The following is a 23078-nucleotide window of genomic DNA, read 5'->3' as shown; positions in this document are numbered from 1 at the left end:
GCTCGACCAGGCTCACCGAGATCAGGGCCGTGAGGCCCATTCAAGCCGCCGATCACGGCCGGCTTGGGCCACCCGGGGCCCAATTCGAGAATGACCCATACGAGGGCGGTCAGGGCGACCACAATCGCCAGCCCGGCCAATTCGAGGCGGCGGGTCAGCGGATGGATGGCGGGCATGGAACGAAAGGTAATCCGTGTCCTATATTCCCCCCATGACTTACTCCCCCGAGACCCTCGAACCCAAGTGGCAGCAGCGCTGGGCCGAACGGCATACCAACGAGCCCGACCTCGATCAGGCCCCGAAGCCGTTCTATAATTTGATGATGTTCCCCTACCCCTCCGCCGAGGGGCTCCATGTCGGGAATTTCTACGCCTTCACTGGTAGCGACGTCTACGGCCGGTTCATGCGGCTCCGCGGACACACGGTGTTCGAGCCAATCGGGTTCGATGCCTTCGGGATCCACAGCGAAAATTTCGCGCTCAAAGTGGGCATCCACCCGAGCGTGCTGATCCCGAACAACATCAAGAATTTTACCCGGCAGCTGACCGCGCTCGGCGGGATGTTCAACTGGAAGCACGTCCTCGCGACCACCGACCCGGCGTACTACAAGTGGACCCAGTGGCTGTTTCTCCAGCTCTACCATGCCGGCAAGGCCTACAAGAAAAAAGCCGCGGTCAATTGGTGCCCAAGTTGCAAGACCGTATTGGCGAACGAGCAGGTCGTTGCCGGGGCCTGCGAACGCTGCGGGTCAGTCGTGGAGCAGCGGGCCCTGGAGCAGTGGTTCTTCAAGATTACCGACTACGCCGAGCGCCTGCTCCAGAATCTCGATGACCTCTCGAAGATGGATTGGTCCAACTCGACCACCACCGCGCAACGGAACTGGGTGGGACGGAATACCGGGGCCGACATCGGGTTTGCGGCCGGTGCCGAGACGATCCGGGTATTTACCACCCGGCCCGACACTCTGTTCGGAGCCACTTTTATGGTGTTGGCACCGGAACATCCCCTGGTCGACCGGCTGACCACGGCCGGGCACCGGGCCGCCGTGACCGCGTACCAGAAGGCCGCGGCCGCCCGCGACTTGGTGTCCCGGAAGATCGGCGACAAGGACAAAACCGGCGTGTTCACCGGTGGCCACGCCATCAACCCGGCCACCGGCCAACCGATTCCGGTCTGGATCGCCGACTATGTCCTGATGGAGTACGGCACCGGCGCGATCATGGCGGTGCCCGGCCACGACGAGCGCGACTTTGCCTTCGCCGGCAAGTTCGGATTGCCGATCGTGCGGGTCATCGCGGGCCCCGACGACTCGGACACCACTCCGTTGATCGAGCCACTGGCCGAGACCGACGGATGTCGTCTGGTCAACTCCGGCAGCTACACCGGCCAGACCGTGGCCGAAGGCACCGCCTCGATCGTGGCGTGGCTCGAGCAGAGCGGCGCCGGCCAAGGCGTCGTCAAGTACCGGCTCTATGATTGGTGTATTTCGCGGCAGCGGTACTGGGGGCCACCGATTCCGATCATCTACTGCGATGCCTGCGGGCCGGTGCCGGTCCCCGAAAAGGATCTCCCGGTACTGCTCCCCTACATCGACGATTTCCGGCCCGACGACTCAGGCATCTCTCCGCTGGCCCGGCACCAGGAGTGGTACCACGTACCCTGCCCAACCTGTGGGAAACCGGGACGCCGCGAAACCGACGTGTCCGACACGTTCCTCGACTCGGCCTGGTACTTCTATCGCTACCTGTCGACCGAATTGGAGGATCGGGCACTCCACCCGGACCGGGTGAAGGCCTGGCTCCCGGTCTCGATGTACATCGGCGGCAACGAACACGCCGTCTTGCATCTCTTGTACTCGCGATTCGTAGCGATGGCGCTGCAGGAACAGGGACAGGTCCACTTCGACGAGCCGTTCCGGCGGTTCCGGGCCCACGGCCTGATCGTCAAAGACGGATCCAAGATGTCGAAGTCGAAGGGGAACGTCGTCAACCCGGACGAATACATCGCCAAATGGGGCGCCGACGCCTTCCGGCTGTTCCTGATGTTCATCGGCCCGTTTGAAGAGGGTGGCGACTTCCGCGACGCCGGCTTGGTCGGACCGCGGCGGTTCTTGGATCGGCTCTGGGACTTGGTCGATCAATGTGAACGCCGAACGCTCACCGGCGAAGAGTTGCACCGGGACATCGTGGTCAAGTGGAACGCCACCAAGAAGAAGGTGACCCGCGATCTCGAAAGCCTGGGCTACAATACGGCCATAGCAGCCCTGATGGAGTTACTCAACGCTCTCCGAGATTCGAACTGCAGCTCCCGGATGATCGTCAAGGACATGGTCATCATGGTGGCACCGTTTGCGCCCCATTTTGCCGAGGAGTGCTGGGAGCGCCTGGGCGGCCGGGACACCGTGTTCCAGGCCCCCTGGCCAACCTGGGACGAGGCCCTGACCCAAGACAGCGTTGTCGAGGTGGCGGTCCAGGTCAACGGTAAGACCAGGGGCACGGTGCGGGTGGCCCGGGGCGCCAAGGAGGCGGCGGTGCAGACCCAGGCCACCCAGGACCCCACCGTGGTGCGTGCAATAGATGGCAGGGCCATCCGGAAGGTGATTTTCGTCCCGGACCGGCTCATCAATCTGGTGGTCTAGCCGTCAACCCCTTCCGGATTCCTGACGGCAGGCTAGACTACCAAAGCTTATGATGACCCTTATCCGCGAGGCTCGGCTTCGACCCGAGTACGCCCACCTCTATCCCGAACTCGCGGCCGGCCAGTGGCTGTCCGCCTCCGAGGTAGGCGCCACCATTCTGCTGTCGCAGCTCAAGTCGAGTCGCCCACCGTCGTTAGGCGAGCGACTCTTACCCGAAGAGTATTTCGAATTCCGGGGCGGGCCGGCTCGCGGATTCGAAACCAGACTCCGGACCCGGTTCGGCGAACCGGGTCCGGCCGCCCAACAACACTAGAGACCCAACCCGATCAGGAGCAGGGCCCCGGTGGGCGCCAGAAGCCCGCCGATCAGTTCGAACACCCCCTCGGCGAACTTGACGACCTCACCCAGCGCGGTTAGCTCCTCGGCGGTCAACTCCCGGCCGCCATCACCCTTGATGACCGGATTGGCCGACGTCCCCCTCACCTGGTTTGGTCGAGAGCCGGCCCATCGCCTCCCGCAACCGGGTCCGGGATCCCTCGGCGGCCAGACTTTCAACCGGGCCCGCGACCTCTGACGGCTGCTCCCGCCACCATCGCCCCAGTCGAAGCGCCTGATTCCATTGCCATCGGCGCTGTCCTTGAGCCGGGTAACGCATCACCCCGAACAACCAGGTCCGGAACGTGGAACGCCCCTCGAACTGAGCTTTGCCTTCCAACATCTTGACGTAGGCAAGGTGAAGGACGTCCTCCCCTCGGTCTGGTCGCCCCGGCAACAGCGCATGGCCCAGGCGTATCCGTGAGAGTGAAGCCGTTCCAGCTCGCTCTCGAGGTCCCGTCGCTCCATGCGGGGTTCGGCACTCCCAGGTAACAATCGACCGTCAGGTGAGGATTGGGTGGCGGGCACCGGGCGGCCATAGGACACGCCCAGACGGGGGGCCTATAGTTTGAAGGCGAGCGCTCCAGCCACGACGACCGGATCGGCCAACACCCGCAACCCCGTTACCCCCGCTTCGAGGCTCAGGCCGATGGTCTCGCCCCGACCCCTGAGAAGATTCCTATAGCTTCGAAACTCGGCCGGACCGAGAAACGCCGAATAGGGATCGCCGAGGGTGCTAACGACGCCCTTGGCGGCTTTGACGTAGAGCTCTTCCTCGGTCAAGGAGTCGACGAAGGTCGTCCGGATCGCGCTCATCACGTCTTCGAACACCTGCGCGGTGGTGACGGTCCACTTGGCCGCCTGAACCTCCCGCCACCGGGCAACGCCCAGGCCGAGGCCAAGCCCCGCGCCGAGGCCGGCGATGAAGAGGAGTGAGGAGCGGGACCAAAGGTACATGACCAGCCTAGAGGCGCAGAATGAGTGCCAGCCTGACCACCCTGAGTTCGCCTACTTCGGAGCCGTTTCCACAATAGGCCATTGGACTTAAGCCCCATTCGGGGGGATATTTGCAGCTCAACCCCATGACTCGATTCGATTCCAAGCTCGTCGGCCGGGCGGCCGGTCCGGTTCTTTTCGCCTTGGTTCTGGCGTTCGGCCCGAGCGAGCTCTCCCCGGATGCCCGCAAAACCCTCGGCGTTACCGCCTGGATGATCACCTGGCTGATCACCGAGGCGGTCCCGATCGTGGCCACTTCGCTGCTGCCGATCGTCCTGTTTCCCGCACTCGGCGTGGCCTCGAGCCGGGAAGCGGCCGCGCCGTACGGCAATGACTTGGTATTCCTCTTCATGGCCGGATTCTTCCTGGCAACGGCCCTGGAGCATTGGCAGAGTCACGTCCGGATCGCTTACAAGCTGGTGCTGGCAGTCGGCCTGACCGGCAAGCGGGCCGTCCTCGGCATCATGCTGGCCACCGGCTTCATCTCGATGTGGATTTCCAACACCGCCACCGCCGCGATGATGTACCCGATCGCCATGGCGGTGGGGGCGCTGTTTGCCCAAGGCAAGGACGGCGACCGGACCCGGACCGCCCTGATGCTCGGCGTGGCCTATGCCGCGACGTTAGGCGGCAACGCGACGATGATCGGAAGCCCGCCCAACCTGATCGTGGTCGGCGGCATGAAAGAGCTGACCGGCACCTCGGTGTCGTTTGCCCAGTTCATGGCCCTGGGGATGCCGATCACCCTGATCTTGTTGCCGATCTGCTGGTTTCTGTTAGTCCACGTCTGCTTTCGAAGCAAGGCCGACCTCGGACCGAGCGCCGCCGACATGCTGAAGGACCGGTTGGCGTCTCTCGGCAGGATTCAAGGCGGCGAGGCCCGGGTGTTGGCGATCTTCAGCGCGACCGCCCTCGCCTGGTTCCTCCGGGAACGGAAGGAATTCGGCACCTTCACCATTCCCGGGCTGGCCGATCTCTTTCCCAAGCTGTCCGACACCGCCATCGGAGTAACCGGCGCCGTGCTGCTGTTCCTGGTGAGCGGAACCACGCGGGACGGACAACGCCGGCCGCTCTTGACCTGGACCGAAGCCCGGACGATTCCGTGGGATGTGCTGCTGTTTTTCGGGGGCGGTCTCTCCCTCGCCGATGCCATTGAAAAACAGGGCCTCACGACCTGGATGGCCGGCGGGTTGTCGGGTCTGGCCGGGTTCCCGCCCTTCGTGATCTATCTCGGCTTGGCGGTAACGGTGTTGATTCTGAGCGAACTGGCCTCGAACCTGGCCGTGGCCGCCATGATGATGCCGATTACCGTGGCGCTCGCCACCTCGCTTGGCCAACCGCCGCAAGTCCTCATGCTGGTGGCCGGATTCGCGGCCTCCACCGGCTTCATGCTGCCAGTGGCCACCCCGCCGAATGCCATCGTGTTTGGATCCGGACAAATATCGGTGCGAGACATGGCCAAGGCCGGCTTCCTGCTCGACATCGTCGCGGTCATCGTGGTGGTTACGGTCATTGCGGTGCTCGCGCCGGTCGTCCTGGCGCCATGACCGAACCGCCAACCCATCCGCTCCTGGCCGGGTATCCCGTCGTCCTCGCCATCGAAGTGGCGTGGGGCGACATGGACGCCTATCAACACGTCAACAACACCGTGTACCTTCGCTACGCCGAGAGCGGCCGGATTGCCTATTTTCAGACGGTCGGGTTTCGGCCCGGGCTCGCGGCACCGGGGGTCGGTCCGATCGTGCACTCGGTGAGTTGCCGGTTCCGGATTCCTGTGACCTACCCCGATCGCGTGCTCGTCGGCACCCGGATCTCGGCGGTCGGCGCCGACCGGCTCACGACGGAGTTCCGAATCGTCAGCACCCGGCATGACGCCGTGGCCGCCGAGGGTACCGGCATCGTCGTCGCGTTCAACTACGACACCAACCAAAGGGCGCCGGTTCCGGCCGCGGTCGTCGACCGCATTGCCGCGATCCAAGGGCCCTGATCCACCTGGAGACAGCCCATGCCCGTCATCAGCCGCGAGTTCCAACTCAACCAGCGCCCGGTCGGGATGCCCACCGCCGCCGATTTTACCCTGGTTGCCACGGAGCTCCCTCCGGTCGGGCCGGGCCAGCTCCGGGTCAAGAACCAATTCCTGTCCGTCGATCCCTACATGCGGGGGCGGATGACCGATGCCAAGAGCTACGTCCCCCCGTTTGAGCTGAACGTCGCGATGGGCGGCGGGGCCGTCGGCCGGGTCGAAGAATCGACGCACCCGGATTTTTCCGTCGGGGCCCTCGTGTTGAGCATGGAAGGCTGGCGCGAGGGCTTCGTGAGCGACGGCAAGGGGTTGGTCAAAATCGACGTGTCGGTGGCCCCGCCCCAGGCGTATCTCGGCACCCTCGGCATGCCGGGTCTCACGGCCTATGTCGGGTTGCTCGATATCGGGGGACTCAAGGACGGCGACACGGTGCTGGTGTCCGGCGCGGCCGGTGCGGTCGGCATGGTGGTCTGCCAGATCGCGAAGGCCCGCGGCTGCACGGTCATCGGTTCGGTTGGCTCCGACGAGAAGGGGGCCTGGCTCAAGGCCAATGCCGGCGTCGATGTCACAATCAACTACCGGACCACGCCGAATCTCCGAAAAGCCGTCCTCGCGGCGGCGCCGGATGGCATTGACGTGACGTTCGAGAACGTCGGCGGCGAGCACCTCGAAGTGGCGCTCGCGTGTTCCAAGCCGTTCGGCCGGGTGGCGGTCTGCGGGTTGATCTCACAGTACAACGCCACCGAGGCCGGCCCCGGCATCCGGAACGTCCCTGATATCCTGAAGAAACGGCTTACGGTGCGGGGGTTCATCGTCATGGACCACGGCCAGCGGCAGCCGGATTTCATTAAGGACATGACCGGCTGGATTGCCGCCGGCAAGATGAAGTGGACCGAGACGATCGTGGACAGATTCGAGAAGATGCCGGAGGCGTTCCTCGGCCTCTTCAGCGGTACCAATCTTGGCAAGATGGTCGTTCGCGTCAGCTAAACCCCGAGGTTCCTCATGCGCCCGTTCCTCTCCGTCGTCGCCGTCATCGGGCTCGCCATCCAGCCGGTGGCGGCCCAATCCGGATTCACGCTCGAGCAAATCCGGTCCTATCCGTTCCCGAACGAACTCGCGGCCGCCGCCACCGGCGGGCGGATCGCCTGGGCGCTGAATGAGCGGGGCCTCCGGAACCTCTACGCTGCCGAGGGGCCGACGTACGCGGCTCGGCGCCTGACCAACTACCAAACCGACGACGGCCAGGAACTCACCAGCATGGCCGTGTCGGCCAACGGGCAGTGGGTGATCTATGTCCGGGGCGGCGACCACGGGTCCAACTGGGACGACGGCCTCCCGGTCAATCCGACGTTTGCGCCGGTGCCGCCGAAGGTCCAGATCTGGGCGGTTCCCTTTGCCGGCGGTGAACCCAAGCTCCTCGCCGACGGCGATGAACCGGTGATGTCGCCGCGGAGTGATGTCGTGGCTTTCGTTCGGGGCGGCCAGCTCTTTTCGGTACCGGTCGACGGATCGGCAGCCGCCAAGCCCTTGTTCAACGCCCGGGGCAGCAACGACTCGCCTGTGTGGTCGCCTGATGGGTCGAAACTCGCCTTCGTCTCGAACCGCGGCGACCATTCGTTCATTGGCGTCTATGGCGGCTCAGACACCCCGATTGCCTGGCTCGCTCCGTCCTACACCCGCGATCGCTCACCGCGGTGGTCACCCGACGGGCGGCGGGTAGCCTTCATCCGGACCCCCGGAGCCGGCGGGGCGGTCGATTCCCTGCTGGCCCGGCGCCCCGCACCGTGGTCGATCTACGCTGCCGAGGTCGCGACTGGAGTGGCGGTCCCGCTGTGGAGCGCCCCGAAGACCCTCCGGGGCTCGGTGCCCGGCACCGACGGCGGCACCAACCTGCACTGGGGCGCCGGCCGGATCGTGTTCCTGTCGTACCAGGATGGCTGGCCCCACCTCTATTCGATGGCCGAGTCCGGTGGTGAGGCGCTGCTGCTGACGCCGGGCCGGTTCATGGCCGAGCACATCAAGATGTCGCCGGATGGCCGGTGGATGGTCTTCACGGCCAACGCCGGAATCGATCCGCTCGACATCGACCGCCGCCATGTGGTGAAGGTACCGGTCGACCGGGCGGCGGCCGAAGTCATGACGCCGGGGGCTGGATTGGAGTGGAGTCCGGCCGTCACCGGGGACGGCACCCTGGCTTTCATTTCCGCCACGACCGACCGGCCTCCGCTGGCCTCCGTCATGCCGTTAGGCGGCGGCGCCCACCGGCTGCTGGCGGAGGACCGGATTCCCACTGAGTATCCGGCCGGGCGGTTGGTCACGCCAAAACAAGTCGTCTTCAAGAGCCCGGACGGGGTGACAGTTCACAATCAGCTGTTCGAGCCTTCGACGGGTACCGGGAAACGTCCGGCCATCATTTACGTCCATGGCGGCCCGCCCCGCCAAATGCTGCTCGGCTGGCACTATTCCGACTACTACTCGAACGCCTACGCCACCAATCAGTACCTCGCCAGCCAGGGCTATGTCGTCCTGTCGGTCAACTACCGGCTCGGCATCGGCTATGGCTTCGAGTTCCATCGGCCCGCCCGGGCCGGGGCGGCCGGGGCCTCGGAGTACATCGACGTCAAAGCGGCCGCCGAGTGGTTGGCGCGGCAGCCGAATGTCGACCCCAAACGGATCGGGATCTACGGCGGCTCCTACGGCGGGTATCTGGTTGCCCTGGCCTTGGGCCGCGACTCGCGGCTCTTCGCGGCCGGGGTCGACATTCACGGGGTGCACGATCAGACCGTCGAGCGGACCCGGAACCTCTTGTACCCCGACCGCTACGAGCGAGCGCCGGACGCCGATCGAGCCAGCGCGGTGGCGTGGGCCTCCTCACCGGTTTCGTCAGTCAAGACGTGGACCTCGCCGGTGCTGATCATCCACGCCGACGACGACCGGAACGTCCGGTTCAGCCAGAGTACCGATTTAGTGCGGCGGCTCGATGCCAAGGGGGTGCCGATGGAGACGCTAGTCATCGTGGATGACACCCATCATTTCATGCGGCACGCGAATTTTCTGACCGTCGGTTCCGCCACCGTCGATTTTTTCCGGCGGAAGTTGCAGCCGTAGCCGGGGGTGACAGGCCCACGCTTTTTCGCCCCGGGTCGCACAATTCGGGTTACCGGGAAAGCCTCGAAGGTCGGCATCGTGGGGGATGCCGAGTTGCCATCTGTCACGCCGAGTCCCCAAATTATGGCCATATCCATTACCCGTCCGTCGCTATACCGTCGACGAACTGGACGAATTCCCCGACGACGGCAATCGGTACGAACTACTCGACGGGGTCCTCTTCGTGAGCCGGTCGCCCAGGCTCCAGCGCGAAATGGGACGACGTGCCGGAGCAATGGCTCGCCATCGAGGTCTCGGGAGCTGGGTCGCGAATCTACGATCGGGAGTACAAGCGTGACGCCTACCTCGAGATGGGGGTCCGGGAAGGCTGGCTGGTCGATATCAACGCCAAGCAGATTTGCGTGTCCCGGCCCAGCGCCGCTAAGGACACGCCGCACGACGCCAACCTGGTTTGGCGGTCGCCCGGAGGCCGGGAACTCCGCATCGATGTCCACGCACTTTTTCGCGGCGTCCCGACTGACCGGTAGATGGACTTCTTAGGAAGTCGGCTTTGCCCACCCCGACCGCATGGCCGGCTCCAGGGCATCACAGACGTCCCGCTTCAGGTCGGCCCGTGGGGTGACCTGGTTTCCGAGTTCGAGATATTCCTCCCGGCCACCGCCATGGGCCGGCCACGTCGGGCCGGTGCCGCCGTTCGGATTGCCGGTCGTCGCGAACCGGATCCAATAGTCACCCATCACCGCGCTTAAAGCCTCGTCGGTTTGGTCGCGCGGGAACCACGCCAACCGATTCCCGAAAACGTAGCTGATCTCGGCCGCATGGAAGGCCCCGAGTTTGTCGCCACCGGGCGCCACCCGGGTAAACTGGTACATAAAGGTCTTCTGGCCGGCCTTGGTCATCGCCCGGGCCGCGATCCGGGTCGGGCAAGTGAACAGCATGTGGGTCGAGAGTTCGAGACTCGCGCTCTCAATCTCCGCCGCGGTCGACGCCGGAAAGAGTTCGAGCACTTTTTCCGCGCCCGCGCCGGCCGTCTGGGTCACCCATTTGCGATAGCCTTCCGCGGTGCGCTCGAACCGGGGCAAGTAGATCCGGAGCGTCGTCATCTCGAGCGCGTTGGTGCCGGCCAGGAGCGGCACCTTGAGTTGCTCGCCTCGCTCGAAGATCCGGGCGGTCATGTCAGGCAACACCGATCCGTCGACGTTCGGACCCACCAACATGCCGCCGGCAAACATCCGGTCCTGGGCGGTGAGGAGATCGGCCGCCGGTTTGGCCCGTAACGCGGCCAGTTGATCCTGAGCGGTGTCGGCCCCGACCAGTTTGGCGAGGGCCACCCCGAATCCGCCGCTCGTCTTCAGGTCGAGCATCGGGGCCATCGGAGCCCCGCTTTGGGCAATGGCCCGGTGGAACAACCCCTTCGCCTGGGGGGACGCCATCAAGTGCATGATGTCGATCGAGCCGGCCGATTCCCCGAACACCGTAACCCGCGACGGATCGCCACCGAACGAGCGGATGTTCCGCTTGACCCACCGAAGCGCCTCGAGCTGGTCCATCAGGCCATAGTTGCCGGCCGCACCCTGAGGCGATTCCGCTGCCAGCGCGGGGTGGGCCAAGAACCCGAACACGCCCAAGCGGTAGTTGACCGACACGACCACCACGCCTCGGCGGGCCAGGGCCGCGCCGTCGTACCAGTTCGAGGAGCCGCTGCCGTTGAGGTTGGATCCGCCGTGGATCCAGACCATGACGGGCTTGGCGCCCGACCCCGGCGCCTGGGTCCAGACGTTGAGATACAGGCAATCCTCGCTCGGATTGAGCGGCTCATCGAAGATCTTGTCGGCAGTTCCGAACACCGCCGCGATCCCCTTGCTCCAGACCCCCAATCGATCGGTCTGCATGCAGGAGGCCCCGAATTGGGTGGCCTGCCGCGCGCCCGATCCCGCCGGACGGGAAACCGGCGGCTTCCACCGCAGCGCTCCCACCGGCGGCACGGCAAACGGCACCCCTTTGAACACGGCCACATCCCCGGACCACTCTCCCTGCACGGTCTCGCCATCGGCCTTGGCCTGTGGAGCGGTTTGGCCCGCGGCGATCGTCGCAACGAGTACGACGGCCGCGGCCGTCAGGGTCATGGCTTTCATCGAGCGCTCCGGGTGGGGTTCAGCATGAGCACGTGCTTGGTTTCTCGTTCCACCGCGCCGCGAGTATAGGCGAGCGGGAAGTACTGATAGTTGGTCCATAACGGCAGCAGGTTGTCGTAGAACGGGCTGCCGGGCTGGCCCGATTGGCCCGGCACGCTGGTGGCCACCGAGTTGTCCCAGTCGGCGGCGTCGAAGATCCCGCGATAGGTTGCCCCGCTCGATTGAAGCCATCCTGGGCCACCCGTCATGTTGACGGTGTTGTCATCGCCGCCCCGGGTGGCCGCCGCCAGATCAAAGGCATTCGACAGGGGGTGCCTGAAGTTGGCGACATGGACCGATCCGTAGCGCCAGGACGCCGGATCGGTGCCGAACTCCTTAGTGAGATTGGCCATCGCCTCGTCGAGCGCCGCCAGCACCACCGAGTCGCGAGCCGCCGCCCGAACCGGGTGCTTGATGAGACGGATCAACAGCGGCAGGTCCCATTCCCGGCCGCGCTGCCGGCCAACCTTGTCTCCCAACAACGGCTGATAGACCATCGGGCCCAGGGCCCGGAGCCAAGCAATGTAGACCAACGGCTGGGCGGCGTCCTTCCGCATCACGAAGTCCCACTGGCCGAGCAGCGAAACCGCCGGTCCAGACACGCCCCGTCGCTTCGCGGCACCAAGAAGCTCGGGGACCAACGCCTCGGCGGCCAACGAATGCTCGTCGTGCTGGAGCTGCTCGAAACCGGCTCTGGTCCAGTCGGAGCGGGAGCCTAACTGGCTGGTGACCCGATCGGCCCGGTAGGAAGTGGCCCACTCATAGTTGAGTTGGTGGGGATAGCCCTTCGGCATGATGTTGTTGTTGGACGTGGCAATGATGCCATTGGCTGGGTTGAACGACTGCGGCAATTTCGAAAACGGCAGAAAACCCCGCCACTCGAATCGGCCATCGCCCGGCACTGGCAACAGGCCACTCCAGGTCCGGTTCGGGTTGAGCCCCGCCGCGATCCACCCGATGTTGCCGTCGACATCGGCGTAGATCATGTTCTCGGTCGGGAGGCGCCACCGATAGGCCGCCGCCTTGAACGTCGGCCAATCGCGGGCCCGATTGATCGAGATCTGGGCCAGATACCCGGCCGTTCCCGGCTCGGTCCCCACGAACCGGATCACGAACCCCTTGGTGCCGGTCGAGTCCACGTTCACGATCGGCCCGTGCTCGGTGAATTCGAGGTCGACCGGCCGGGCCGGTTCGCCTTTGACCGGAATCGTGTCCCGAAGAACGGTCACCGGCTTCCACGCCCCTCGGTTCCAGTAACACCGCTTGGCGGCCGCCCGCGGACAGGGCCCGAGTTTCTCGATGTACACATCCTGCTGGTCCATCCCGACGATCGTGAATCCGAAGGCAATCCGCTCGTTGTGGCCTCCGGCCACCCCCGGCAGGGCTGGCTCGCCGGCGCCGATCACATTCCACCCGGGTCCGACCAAGTGGGTGAGGTAGCGAAGCGACGGTAACGTCACCGCCCGGTGCGGATCGTTGGCGAGTAACGGCTTGCCGGTGGCGGTCCGTTTGCCACTGATGACCCAGTTGTTGGAGCCATCGAACCGGGGATAGCCGAGACCGGCATACATCTGAGCGGCGGCGCCCAGCGAGGCGACGCCAACGCCCTTGAGGTCGAGCCCCGGAGCCGGATCGAATCGGCGGACCGGGTCCACCGGAAACAATGTTTCGACCTTGGCCAGGCCGTAGACGTTGATCAGGTTGGCCCGGTCCACCTCCGTCAGGGCGTTGCTGGTCATCGACAACGCCGCCATTCGCTGGAGCGGCACGTCGTAGGCCCAGGGCTCCGGTTTGAAATTGAGCAACGCGAATTCAATCGGGGGATGATCCCGGACCTCGCGAATATACCCGTTCACTCCGTCGACGAACGCCGCGACGATCTCCCGGGCATCCGGCGCATAACTGTTCCACTCCCGCGCCATGTCGCCGCGGTACTTGAAGAGCCGGGCAAACTTGTCTCGCTCGACGGAACCCTTGCCTAACACCTCGGCCAGCCGGCCCTCGCCTTGCCGGCGCCACATCTCCATTTGGAAGAGGCGGTCCTGGGCAGCTACGAAGCCCTGGGCGAAGAACAGGTCATGCACCGTCTTGGCGTAGATGTGGGGCACGCCCCACCGGTCGCGGCGGACTTCGACCGTGGAATCGAGCCCGGCCACGTCCATTTGCCCGTCAATCTTGGCCAACCGGGTCCGAGCGGAGTCGAGGAGGCCTTGTGCCGATACCGGAACGGCCCCCCCGAGGGCGACGAGCGCAAGGAACCTGAGGCGGAGCGTCATGGTTTCCCCTGCTCCTCGCGCCACAGTTTCCGTTGCTCACGCAAGAGATAGGCGTGGATCGCCGAGGCATCGGCCGGGGTCAGGACATCGGCAAAGCTCGCCATTCCCGAGTCCTTGAGGCGGCCGTGCAGCACGATCGAATCGAACACCGCGTGAGTCTGGATTGTGAGACGATTGAGATCCGGATAGGCGGAGAGCTGGGCTTCACCCCGGCCGCCGTGACAGACACTGCACTTGGCCCCAAAGATCGGGCCACCCCGGTCGGCCATCGCATCGGTCATCCCAGCCAGGGTCGGGGGCTCCGGCGTGGTCTGCGTTACCCGGGCCGGCGGCAAGGGGGTCGGGGCCCCGCCCAGCTTGAATGCCAAGAGCCGGCCATAGTTCTGATACCGATACGCGGCGATTTCCTTCGGGTAGACCGGCGCGATGGCGCCCCCGAAGCCGGCCAGCACCGCGAGGTACTGCTCGCCATCGATCTCGTAGCTGATTGGCGCCGCCATGATGCCGGTACCAACATCGATGTCGGCCAACTGAACTCCGGTGTCGGCCCGATAAATCCGGAGGCGCCCCGCTGAGGTTCCCTGCACCACCAGATTGCCCGCGGTGGTGAGCACCCCGCCCCCGGCCCAGTCGCCGGTGCCGATCGGCACCCGCCACCGTTCCTTCTGGGCCACCGGGTCATACCCGATCAGCACTTCCTTCGTCTTCGGCGAAGGAAGGCCGGGATGGGCCGCGATGGTTTGATCGAACAGGGCCCGCTCAGCGGGGCCCAGCAGATCCAGAATGAAGCCAAGCATGCCCACGGACCCGACATTGACGTCGCCCTTCATCCACCGGTACTCGGGCTGGTTGGCCATGACCATCCCCTGTTCCCGGGCCGGGATGTAGGCCAAGCCAGTCTGAGTGTTGAATGCCATCGGCTGCCAGTTGTGCGCCCCGGCCTGGGTCGGGAAGATCACTGCCGGTTTGTCCTGGTAATTGGCGGCCGGATTGATCTTGGGCCGGCCCGCGGAGTCGATCTCAGTGGCCCAGTTGGTGAACACGAACGGCTTGGCCGAAATGAACTGGCCGGTTTCCCGGTCGAGGATGTAGTAGTAGCCGTTCTTCGGCGCCTGCATGATCACTTTGCGGAGGCGGCCTTCGATCGTCAGGTCGGCCAGGATCATGTTGGCCGTCGCGGTGTAGTCCCAGAGTTCCCACGGCACCTGCTGATAGTGCCACTTGAGCTGGCCGTCGTCCAGATTGATCGCCAGAATCGAAACCAAGTAGAGATTGTCGCCACCCGAGGGATCGCGGTGCCAGCCAGAGTACGGCGTGCTGTTACCGGTACCGACATACAGCAGATTGAGGTCGGGATCGTAGTTCATCTCGCCCCACACCGTCCCGCCGAGGCCGGAATTCCAGTCGGTCTTCGGACCCCAGGTCTTCAGGGCCTGCTCCATCGCCGGGTTCTCGGGCGGCCCCTTGGCCGGATCGCCGGGCACCGTGAAGAACCGCCACTTCTCGGCGCCGGTCTCCAGATCGTACGCCGTCACGTAGCCGCGAACCCCGAACTCCGCGCCGCTATTCCCGATGACCACGACGTTCTTAGCCACCTGCGGCGGGCCGGTGATGGTGTAGAACCGGGTATCGCGATCGATGAAGGTATCGGCCCGCCACACCTCCTTGCCGGTCGCGGCATCGAGTTTGACCAGATACCCGTCCAGGGTTCCGACGTACACCGCGCCGTTGGCGACCTGGACGCCCCGGTTGACGACGTCACAGCACGCCCGGCGGTTATAGCTCCCGTCGACCGCCGGATCGTACCGCCACTTTTCCTTCCCGGTCTTCGCGTCCACCGCGAACACACTGCCCCACGGCCCAGCGGCGTACAAGACGCCGCCGACCATCACCGGCGTGGCTTCTTGGCCATGCTCGACCCGGCCCCGATGCGAGCGGGCCTCATACTCCCAAGCAAAGCCCACCTGACCCGCGTTCTCGGCATTGATCGCGCCGAGCGGCGAGAAGCGATCGCCGCGAAAAGTCCGACCCAGGGACGGCCAGTCGGTTTCTCGGGACGCCGAGGCTGTGCAGCCGGCCAGGGCAACCAACGCAATGACGACGCAGCGGTTCATGATGGATGTTACTCCCTCTTCCAAAGGAATGGGTTACCGCCGAGCTCGCTCCGTCCAGAATCGGGACGCGCCAGGGATGAAGCCCAGAGGCCTCGAGCAGCGACGGAACGAAATTGAACTGGATGATACGAGAAGGGTACGGCAGAGCCCCGGAGGGGTCAAGCTCGGGTGCCTCTCAATGCAAAGAAAAATCATAGTATCGGAGACAAATATTCAAATTGTGGTAGCATCGACGGATCCCTAGGTTGGATCGCGTACGGGAAGAGCAGCCCGGATGGTCCGGCGCCCACGAAACCCTCCCGCACACGTGGAGGATCTGACGATGGGGATCAATACGGCGGTCTTGGAACGATTGGCGGCCCTTCGGGTAAAACTGGCGGAGACCCGGAGCCCGGCCCGGCGGCGGAAACGGCAACCCGACATCCGGGTGATGTTCTTCCCGCCCTCCTCCGGCCGGGAGTGGGCAACACCAGGTGGTGATCCGAAATCGACCGGACGACTGGCCCTGGCCCCACAACCGCGAGTCCGACCCTGGCCGGGCCCCCGCCCCGACTGACCGCACCACGTTGGCCGCGATCGCCGAGTCTCCCTCTGTCCAGCGGGGAGCCCGGCGACACCGCGGCCATTGCCTTTCGATGCCTCACCCGCTTGCGGGCGCTCCCCATTAAACGCTAGACTCGTCCGCATGAAACCACTCGCCAGCGGACTGGCCGGGCTCGCCCGGCAATCCGCCGTTGCCCTCGGGCACTTCCCCACCCCGGTTGACGAACTGGTTCGCTTCCGTCAGTCGCTCGGCCTGAGCCAGCGGATCTTCATCAAGCGGGACGACGCCATTTCCTTCGGATTCGGCGGCAACAAAGTCCGCAAGCTCCACTACGTGATTCCCGACCTCAAGCGCCAAGGCGTCGACACCATCGTCACCTGCGGCGGGGTCCAGTCCAATCATGCCCGGGCCACCGCGGCGGCCGCCGCCGCCCATGGTTTGGCGTGTCACATCATCGTCAACGGAACCGAGCCCAGCCATCCGACGGGCAACGCTCTCCTCAACCGGCTCCTCGGCGCCACCTTCGAGTACGTCGGCGGCCGCGAGGGGCGCGTTCCCGGAATGGAAGCCGCCGCCGCCCGGTTTCGGACCGAAGGCCGCCGGCCGGCCATTGTCCCATTGGGCGCCTCCACCCCGATCGGAGCGTTAGGCTTCGCCGATGCGGTGTCGGAACTCGTGGCGCAGGACGCCGTACCCGACGTCATCGTCCATGCCTGTTCCTCCGGCGGCACCTCGGCCGGCCTGGTAGCTGGAGTGGCCATGCATGATTTGGCCACCCGGGTCATCGGGATCAGCGCCGACGACCCGGCGGCGGCGATCGAAGCCCAGGTTCGGTCCATCGTCCAAGGCATGGCTCCGATCCTCGACCTTGACGCTGAGACCCTCGACGCGGCCGTGTGGGTCGAAGTCGACGACGGCTTCGTCGGCGCCGGCTACGGCGAACCAACCCCCGCGTCCCTGGAGGCGCAGCGGGTCGCGGCCCGGACCGAGGCCATTTTCGTCGACCAGACCTATACGGCCAAGGCGCTGGCGGGGTTGATTGCCTATTGCCGCGACGGACGGATTCCCCAAAACGCCAAGGTGCTGTTCTGGCACACCGGCGGGCAGGTCGCCCTGTTCGCCTGATTCAGTAGCTTGATTGACCCGGCAAGCCTTAACCGAGAGCTGTTGCGATGCCTTTTTCACTGCTGCTCCCCCTGCTGTTGGCCGCCAACGCGCCCAACCCCAATCTCCTCGTCACGGCTCAGTGGCTGGCCGCCAATCGGCAGAACCCCCGCGTCGTCGTGCTCCAGATTGGCCGCGACCGGGCGGACTACGACCGAGGTCACATTCCCGGCGCCCGATTCATCACCGCCTCCAAGCTCTGGACCACCACCGGCCCCGGCGTTGAGCTCCCGACCGTGGCCTATCTCGATTCCCTGTTCGAATCGGTCGGGATCTCCTCGAACTCCCGGATCATCCTGTACGGTGAAGCCTGGACCACGCCCCGAGCCTTCCTGGCCCTCGACTATCTCGGCCTCGGCGACCAATCTGCCATCCTGGACGGCGGACTCATCCAGTGGAAAGCCGCCGGCCAGAGCGTCTCGACCGAGGCGCCGGTGGTCACGGCCGGCACCATCGAGCCCAAGCCCCGTCCCGAAATCGTCGTCGACGCCGAGTGGATCAAGCAGCACCTCAACGACACCAACGTGGTCCTGGTGGACGGCCGGTCGGCGGAGGAATATGCCGGCACCACCGAGGCGGAGCGGTTGCCCCGGTACGGGCACATTCCCGGCGCCGAGAATTTGCCGTGGGATCAGACCTACTCCGACGGGGCCGGCGCCCTGAACGGCGTGGCCTCGACCCTGGTCAACCCCCGGCAACTCGAGGCCCTGCTGTCGGCCGCGGGCGGCACCAATGGCAAACAGATCGTCACTTATTGCACCGTCGGACTCCGGGCCAGCCACCTCTATTTCATTGCCCGGCTGCTGGGGCACCGGCCGAAGATCTACGACGGATCGATGCGGGACTGGAGTCCCCGAAGCGAACTCCCGCTCGTCGGGCCGCCGCCCCGGGCCGCCGCCCAGCCGCCCAGCGAAGGCCTTGCCTACTTCGTCGACCCCGACTGGCTCCACCATCATTACGGCGAGGAGGGGCTGGTCGTCCTCCATGTCGATCGCAATCGGGCGGCCTACGATTCGTCGCACATCGAGGGGGCCCGGTTTGTGGCCATGAGCAGCTTCGTAACGGAGCGGAACGGGATTGCCACCGAGTTGCCGCCGCCGGCCGCGCTCGATTCCTTGCTGGAGAGTCTTGGCGTCACGGACGGCTCCAAGATTCTGCTCTACGGCGAGATCCTCGCGGTCAGCCGCTTGTTCTACACCTTGGACTATCTCGGACTGGCCGAACGCACCGTGGTACTGAACGGCGGTCTTGGGAGATGGAGGGCAGAGGGGCATCCGGTCTCGGCGCTCGGCGGGAGAGTGGGGGGGCTTACGGTGACGGCGAGGGATTCGTTGGTGGTTGAGGCGGATTGGGTTCGGGCGGCCGCGGGCGACCCGCGGGTGGTTGTGGTCGATGCTCGGAGGGCGGACGAGTATACGGGGGCGGTGGCGGAGGACGGGGTGCCGCGGGCGGGGCACATTCCGGGGGCGGTCAATCTCGATTGGAATTCGCTGTTTGAGAAGGGAAAGGCCAAGGACCCCGCGACGCTGATCGCGATGTTCCGGGCGGCGGGTGTGACCGATGGCGCGACGATCGTGACGTATTGCCGGGTCGGAACCCGGGCGGCGGCCCTCTATCTCGTGGCGCGGGCGCTGGGCAGGCGTACCAAAATGTATGACGGGTCGATGGTGGACTGGAGCCGGCGAATGGACCTCCCGATCGCGACGGGTGCGGCGGCGGGATCGATGCGCTAGCTGCCGACCGGGCGTTCGACGTAGCTCCGGATCTTCCACCGGCGCCCGTCGAGATACAGCACCATCACAAAGGTGCCGGTGACATCCGCGCCGGCGCCGCCCTCCAACCGATAGCGCATCCGGCCGAGGTAATAGGCCAACCCGCCGCTGGCCGTGAAATCGAGCAGGGTGACGTGGTAGTTCTTGATCCGGCCGGCCCGCACCAGGAGAGTGTCCGCCAGGGCATCCGTCCCCTGCACGTACCAGCCGTCGGTCGGCGAATAGAGCCCGTCTTCCGTGAACAAGCGGCCGAGCTGCTTCGGGTCTCCTTTGGCCAGGAACGTCTGCCAATCGGCCAGGACCTTCTTGACGTCGGCATAGGTATTGGCCAGGAACTCATTGCGAGACCGGGACATGACCGGCAACTCGTCGCCCGGGATCTGACCCCGGGCCGGCCCGGCGGCCCCGACCAGCACCAAGCCGACCAGACATCCAACCCGGACGCCAACCCTCATTGGAGCCTGGCGCTGAACCGGTCGAGGAACTCGCGTTCGCCCGCCGTGAGGCTCGCAATCCCCGTTTGGCTGATCTTGTCAAGGACCCGATCGAGTTCGGTCCGATTCACTTCATGGAGATCATCGCGGCGGATCTTGCCCCACCGTTCCATCGCCTTGCCGGCCCCCTCCAGCCGCGGGACCACCGGCCGCGACTGTTCTTGCCACTCTCGCATTGGGGCTTTCTGGCGGTTCTCGAGCCACTTGAGATAGAGGAATCCGCCCAGAAACCCACCAAGATGCGCGAAATGAGCGACTCCACCGCCAGCGCCGCCGCCGTTAAGACCAGACCAGAGAGAAATACCGGTCATGATCACCACCAACCAGCGGGCCTCGATCGGGAGAACCCCCCAGATGTAGATCGGCTGCCGGGGCCAGAAGTAGGCGAATCCGAGCTGGATGCCGAAGACCCCGCCGGACGCGCCGATGAGCGCGCCAAAGCCCCCGGCCGGAAAGGCACTGAAAATCAGCCACGCCAGCCCGCCGACTAACCCACTCAGGAGATAAAGCCGGACGAACTGAGCCCCGCCGAGCCGCGACTCGAGCACCGGACCGAAGAAATAGAGCCCCAACATGTTCCAGAAGATGTGACTGAACCCGCCATGGAGAAACATGTACGACACCAGGGTCCACGGCCGCCACAGGAGGCCGGCGCCCCGGAGCTCGAGCAGCGAGTTGACGGCCGGAATCGTCTGCTGGAGAAAAAACACGACGACATTCGCGACGATGATGCGAAGAACCCAGGGACTCACGAGGCCGGCCGATGGGTGCTGGGGTAGTCGACGATGTGCTCCCATTCACCCGCGTCGGAGCGGGCCACCACGGCCACCACCGGCTCGGTGTCGCTCCGGTTGAACACCTCGTGCGGGATGCCGGGTTCGATGAAAATGAAATCGCCGGGCCCGTTGTCCACCACTTCGGTCAAGCCTTCGCCATAGCAGTGGCGGACCTGGCCCGACAGGATGTAGAGCATGACTTCGAAATCGACGTGGATATGGGCAAACGCAATGGCGCCGGGCGGTACCGTGGCCACGTTCATCGACAGCCGCTTGGACCCGACGTTGGTGCCGGACAGACCGGCCTGGTACTGAATGCCGTTCCAGGCCCGGCAAATGGCACTGGAACGCAACACATGGATCCCGGCGCCACGCTCAGCGTCGGGAATCATGGGAATGGCCATCGAAGCTCCCGAAAAGTTCCTGTCTGCAATCTAAACGGGGGCCGGACCTAGTTCTTGATCTTGAGATACATCCGCCGAATCTCGACTGGAATCGGCATCCGCTTTGACTCCACCTTGAGGTCGTACACCAGGTCACCCTGCTTGGCGTCGAGCCGGTATTTCTCTCGGATTTTGGTGTCGCCGTCGATGGTCTGCTCCAGGACGAATTCCTCGGCCTTTCGTTTGACCTTGGTGCGCCGCACTTCCCCGCCAAACAGGGTATCGACCATCTCCCGGCCGTCGGTCCAAACCAGGCGCTTGAATCCGGCGCCGTCGAGCAGGGACACCGTGGAGTCGGAGAGCCCGATTTCCATCGTGTCCGACGGCCGGAGGAGCTGGCGAATCACCGGCGAACCGTCTTCACCGGTGGCCCGCCCGCCTCCGCTTGGAAAGCTGCCCGGACGCCCGCTGCCCGGGCGCCCCCCGCCCGGGCGGCGGCCGCCCCCAAAACCGCCGGGAAGACCACCCCGGTCCATCCGGCTCGGCCGATCGCTGCGGGTCGGATCGAGCTGCCATTTGCCGACCAAAGTGGGAACCTCCGCCCCCTCCGCCTGGGCCGCGAGCCGGTCGGTTCCGCCAACCAAAAGCACCGCGACAACCGCGGCCGAGTTCCAGATCTGCATTGGGTTCCTCCGTCCCACTATGAACCCTAACGGCCGGGGTTACCCCGACGCTAGTGACCCGCCGGGACGGCGGCCCGCCAGCCGGCCAGCCGCTCGGCTTCGAGATCTTTCCGCACCGTCGCGTACTCCGGCCTCGAAGCCAGGTTGACGTTCTCGTCGGGATCAGCCTCCCGATCGTACAACTCGTGAGCGGTGAATTGCTTGGTACTCCAGTTCATCCAGGTCACGTAGTGCCACCGATCGGTGAGCATACTGTAGCCCATGTACTCAATGCCGTCCGGTGCCACCCAGATCCCTTTCCGGAGAAATTGGCTGAACACCGCCGGTTTCCAGGCCTGGCCGGGGTTCTTGACCAGCGGCACCGCGCTCACTCCTTGGACGTGAGACGGCACCTCGAGACCCGCCAATTCACTGAGGGTCGGATAGACGTCCACAAGCTCGACCATCTGGCGGATCTTGAGTCCGGCCGGGATCGTGCCCGGCGCCCGGATGATCAAGGGAGAGTGGGTGTCGATCTGGTAGTTGGTCATCTTGGCCCAGCTGTTGTGCTCACCGAGTTTGTAGCCGTGATCGCCCCAGAGAACGACGATGGTGTTCTTGGTGAGACCAAGGCTGTCGAGTTGATCGAGGAGCCGACCCACCTGGGCATCGATGTAGCTCACTGAGGCGTAGTACCCGTGCTTCAACAACCGGCTTTGCGCTTCGGTAACCCCGCCCCGAAACGGATGCGGGACCTCGGCGAAATCGGCATACCCGCGCAACTCCCGCATGTTGTCGATGGCCGCTTCCGGCCCGTCTTTGGGCACGAACCGGTTTCGGGCCAGGGGAATCGCGTTCCGGTCGTAGAGATCCCAGTACTTCTTCGGGGCGTTGAACGGCAGATGGGGCCGGTAGTACCCGACCCCGAAGAAGAACGGCTGGTTCCGTTTCACGAGGTCGGCCAGTTTGCGAATCGCAGAATTGGTTTGAGCCCCGTCGTAGTACACGCTGTCGGGCAAGTCGACACTCTCGGTGGCGTTGGCCTTGAGGTACCAGAGACCAAAGCGGTCGATGGACTGAGCCTGTTGTCCCGCCGCAATGGTCTTGCCCTTGCGGGCTTCCTGAATCGCGACGTTGTCCCGGTGGTGGTAGACCGCATCCGGGTCGTACGGAAACCCGGGTACTTTGATTTCCGGTTCGCTCCACGACAACGAATCCGGAATGATGTTGTGATAGACCTTGCCGATGACGGCCGCGTAGTAGCCGTTCCGGATGAAATGTTGCGGCAAGGTCACCACATCGGGCACGGTGTTGCGAAAGTCGGTTTCCAAATCCCACACCCGGCTCGAATCCGGGCGGAGTCCGGTCATCAGACTGGTCCGCGAGGGATTGCAGACCGCCTGTTGGGCGTGGGCATCCAGAAAGGTCACACCCGAGCGGGCCAACCGGTCGATGTTCGGGGTTTTGATATCGGAATCGCCGTAGGCACCGAGTGCCGGCCGAAGATCGTCGACCGCGATGAACAGGACGTTAGGCTTGGCCGGCTCCCCGCCGCGACACCCCGCCAGGGCCAGCG

Annotated in this window: 19 protein-coding genes; 10 read left to right on the top strand and 9 right to left on the bottom strand. The window is 65.1% G+C overall.

What is annotated here, in order from left to right; genetic code table 11:
* Positions 1–211: 211 nt before the first annotated feature.
* Both EXR94_10190 and EXR94_10185 read left to right on the top strand, forming a co-directional pair.
* Positions 212–2638 carry a leucine--tRNA ligase gene (locus EXR94_10190; protein ID MSR03088.1) on the top strand — a complete coding sequence of 809 codons (2427 nt, stop codon included), beginning with the start codon at positions 212–214 and terminating at the stop codon, positions 2636–2638.
* Between the two features lie 49 nt (positions 2639–2687).
* Positions 2688–2951 (top strand): hypothetical protein, encoded by a 264-nt coding sequence (locus tag EXR94_10185; protein MSR03087.1) that lies wholly within the window; start codon positions 2688–2690, stop codon positions 2949–2951.
* 623 nt (positions 2952–3574) lie between these two features.
* Here EXR94_10185 and EXR94_10180 read toward each other — a convergent pair.
* Complete coding sequence (locus EXR94_10180; GenBank protein MSR03086.1) at positions 3575–3970, bottom strand: hypothetical protein; 396 nt, start codon at positions 3968–3970, stop codon at positions 3575–3577.
* A 125-nt stretch (positions 3971–4095) separates the two neighbouring features.
* Between EXR94_10180 and EXR94_10175 the strand changes: the two genes are divergently transcribed.
* The 5 genes from EXR94_10175 (at position 4096) to EXR94_10155 (ending at position 9670) form a co-directional block, all read left to right on the top strand.
* Positions 4096–5556 (top strand): SLC13/DASS family transporter, encoded by a 1461-nt coding sequence (locus tag EXR94_10175; protein ID MSR03085.1) that lies wholly within the window; start codon positions 4096–4098, stop codon positions 5554–5556.
* Positions 5553–5996: an acyl-CoA thioesterase gene (locus EXR94_10170; GenBank protein MSR03084.1), complete on the top strand. Its 444-nt coding sequence runs from the start codon at positions 5553–5555 to the stop codon at positions 5994–5996. Before EXR94_10175 ends, EXR94_10170 begins: the two co-directional genes overlap by 4 nt.
* Before the next feature lie 18 nt (positions 5997–6014).
* A complete protein-coding gene (locus EXR94_10165) occupies positions 6015–7022 on the top strand; it encodes an NADP-dependent oxidoreductase (GenBank protein MSR03083.1) in 1008 nt (335 codons plus the stop codon).
* A gap of 15 nt (positions 7023–7037) precedes the next feature.
* Positions 7038–9143, top strand: coding sequence for a S9 family peptidase (locus EXR94_10160; GenBank protein MSR03082.1), 2106 nt, complete (start codon positions 7038–7040; stop codon positions 9141–9143).
* A gap of 263 nt (positions 9144–9406) precedes the next feature.
* A complete protein-coding gene (locus EXR94_10155) occupies positions 9407–9670 on the top strand; it encodes a Uma2 family endonuclease (protein MSR03081.1) in 264 nt (87 codons plus the stop codon).
* A 9-nt stretch (positions 9671–9679) separates the two neighbouring features.
* Here the strand turns inward: EXR94_10155 and EXR94_10150 are convergent, their stop codons facing one another.
* Genes EXR94_10150 through EXR94_10140 form a run of 3 tightly spaced genes read right to left on the bottom strand, consistent with a single transcriptional unit; the run spans position 9680 to position 15707 of the window.
* A complete protein-coding gene (locus EXR94_10150) occupies positions 9680–11377 on the bottom strand; it encodes a carboxylesterase family protein (GenBank protein MSR03080.1) in 1698 nt (565 codons plus the stop codon).
* The gene (locus EXR94_10145) at positions 11275–13593 is read right to left on the bottom strand and encodes a penicillin acylase family protein (protein ID MSR03079.1); all 2319 of its coding nucleotides are present in this window, start codon (positions 13591–13593) and stop codon (positions 11275–11277) included. Before EXR94_10145 ends, EXR94_10150 begins: the two co-directional genes overlap by 103 nt.
* Complete coding sequence (locus EXR94_10140; GenBank protein ID MSR03078.1) at positions 13590–15707, bottom strand: PQQ-dependent dehydrogenase, methanol/ethanol family; 2118 nt, start codon at positions 15705–15707, stop codon at positions 13590–13592. Before EXR94_10140 ends, EXR94_10145 begins: the two co-directional genes overlap by 4 nt.
* A 685-nt stretch (positions 15708–16392) precedes the next feature.
* On the opposite strand from EXR94_10140, the gene EXR94_10135 reads away from it, so the two are divergent.
* Positions 16393–17376 (top strand): pyridoxal-phosphate dependent enzyme, encoded by a 984-nt coding sequence (locus EXR94_10135; GenBank protein MSR03077.1) that lies wholly within the window; start codon positions 16393–16395, stop codon positions 17374–17376.
* Between the two features lie 47 nt (positions 17377–17423).
* Entirely contained in the window at positions 17424–19148 is a 1725-nt protein-coding gene (locus EXR94_10130; protein ID MSR03076.1) for a sulfurtransferase, read from the top strand.
* On the opposite strand, the gene EXR94_10125 is transcribed toward EXR94_10130, so the two are convergent.
* The 4 genes from EXR94_10125 to EXR94_10110 are packed head-to-tail and all read right to left on the bottom strand — an operon-like array spanning position 19145 to position 21247.
* Complete coding sequence (locus EXR94_10125; GenBank protein ID MSR03075.1) at positions 19145–19642, bottom strand: nuclear transport factor 2 family protein; 498 nt, start codon at positions 19640–19642, stop codon at positions 19145–19147. The genes EXR94_10130 and EXR94_10125 overlap by 4 nt on opposite strands.
* Positions 19639–20478, bottom strand: coding sequence for a rhomboid family intramembrane serine protease (locus EXR94_10120; GenBank protein MSR03074.1), 840 nt, complete (start codon positions 20476–20478; stop codon positions 19639–19641). Before EXR94_10120 ends, EXR94_10125 begins: the two co-directional genes overlap by 4 nt.
* Complete coding sequence (locus tag EXR94_10115) at positions 20430–20861, bottom strand: cupin domain-containing protein (protein ID MSR03073.1); 432 nt, start codon at positions 20859–20861, stop codon at positions 20430–20432. Before EXR94_10115 ends, EXR94_10120 begins: the two co-directional genes overlap by 49 nt.
* Before the next feature lie 47 nt (positions 20862–20908).
* Positions 20909–21247: a hypothetical protein gene (locus tag EXR94_10110; GenBank protein MSR03072.1), complete on the bottom strand. Its 339-nt coding sequence runs from the start codon at positions 21245–21247 to the stop codon at positions 20909–20911.
* Between EXR94_10110 and EXR94_10105 the strand changes: the two genes are divergently transcribed.
* Positions 21216–21671 (top strand): hypothetical protein, encoded by a 456-nt coding sequence (locus EXR94_10105; protein MSR03071.1) that lies wholly within the window; start codon positions 21216–21218, stop codon positions 21669–21671. The two genes, EXR94_10110 and EXR94_10105, sit on opposite strands and share 32 nt — an antisense overlap.
* Here EXR94_10105 and EXR94_10100 read toward each other — a convergent pair.
* Positions 21574–23076 (bottom strand): DUF4976 domain-containing protein, encoded by a 1503-nt coding sequence (locus tag EXR94_10100; GenBank protein MSR03070.1) that lies wholly within the window; start codon positions 23074–23076, stop codon positions 21574–21576. The genes EXR94_10105 and EXR94_10100 overlap by 98 nt on opposite strands.
* Positions 23077–23078: the final 2 nt, after the last annotated feature.

This window comes from Gemmatimonadota bacterium, from assembly GCA_009692115.1.
Classification (GTDB): Bacteria; Gemmatimonadota; Gemmatimonadetes; order Gemmatimonadales; family GWC2-71-9; genus SHZU01.
This window is presented reverse-complemented; position numbering and strand designations above follow the sequence as displayed.